Annotated in this window: 2 rRNA genes; both read left to right on the top strand. The window is 55.3% G+C overall.

Annotated features, from left to right (window positions below):
* Positions 1-1,039: ribosomal RNA gene (locus tag AC5RWD_RS23100) — 23S ribosomal RNA — on the top strand; the annotation flags it as partial.
* Between the two features lie 198 nt (positions 1,040-1,237).
* Positions 1,238-1,354: ribosomal RNA gene (gene rrf, locus AC5RWD_RS23095) — 5S ribosomal RNA — on the top strand.
* Position 1,355: the final 1 nt, after the last annotated feature.

Here is a 1,355-nt window from a genome sequence, read left to right as displayed (position 1 = left end):
AAGGGCGAAGCTGAGAATTTAAGCCCCAGTAAACGGCGGTGGTAACTATAACCATCCTAAGGTAGCGAAATTCCTTGTCGGGTAAGTTCCGACCTGCACGAATGGAGTAACGACTTCCCCGCTGTCTCAACCATAAACTCGGCGAAATTGCAGTACGAGTAAAGATGCTCGTTACGCGCAGCAGGACGGAAAGACCCCGAGACCTTTACTATAGTTTGGTATTGGTGTTCGGAGTGGCTTGTGTAGGATAGGTGGGAGACGTTGAAGCCCGGACGCCAGTTCGGGTGGAGTCATCGTTGAAATACCACTCTGGTCACTTTGGACATCTAACTTCGGCCCGTAATCCGGGTCAGGGACAGTGCCTGATGGGTAGTTTAACTGGGGCGGTTGCCTCCTAAAAAGTAACGGAGGCGCCCAAAGGTTCCCTCAGCCTGGTTGGCAATCAGGTGTCGAGTGTAAGTGCACAAGGGAGCTTGACTGTGAGAGAGACATCTCGAGCAGGGACGAAAGTCGGGACTAGTGATCCGGCGGTACATTGTGGAATGGCCGTCGCTCAACGGATAAAAGGTACCTCGGGGATAACAGGCTGATCTTGCCCAAGAGTCCATATCGACGGCATGGTTTGGCACCTCGATGTCGGCTCGTCGCATCCTGGGGCTGGAGTAGGTCCCAAGGGTTGGGCTGTTCGCCCATTAAAGCGGTACGCGAGCTGGGTTTAGAACGTCGTGAGACAGTTCGGTCCCTATCCGCTGCGCGCGCAGGAAATTTGAGAAGGGCTGTCCTTAGTACGAGAGGACCGGGACGGACGAACCTCTGGTGTGTCAGTTGTACTGCCAAGTGCACCGCTGATTAGCTACGTTCGGATGGGATAACCGCTGAAAGCATCTAAGCGGGAAGCTCGCTTCGAGATGAGATTTCCATACACCCTCGGGTGTGGGAGGCCCCCAGCCAGACCACTGGGTTGATAGGCCGGATGTGGAAGCGAGGACTAACGACTCGTGAAGCTGACCGGTACTAATAGGCCGATAACTTACACCACACACCACTTGCGTGAACGGATTCAAAAGACGTTCACACCCGCAATGGTAAAAAGAGAACAAGACTGCTTGCGTCCACTATGTGGTTCCCAACCAACAAACCCGTTGGCTGCGAACCACAACTGAATAACAACACCACAGTTGTAACACCACAAGATTTCCCCGCCACGGCCCCCGGCCACCGGCGGAGGAGCAAGGGTTACGGCGGTCATAGCGTGGGGGAAACGCCCGGTCCCATTCCGAACCCGGAAGCTAAGACCCACAGCGCCGATGGTACTGCACCCGGGAGGGTGTGGGAGAGTAGGTCACCGCCGGACA

The sequence above is a fragment of the Arthrobacter sp. CMU6 genome (assembly GCF_059090205.1).
The sequence above is the reverse complement of the archived record's forward strand: the minus strand, read 5'-3'. Positions and strand labels throughout refer to the sequence as shown.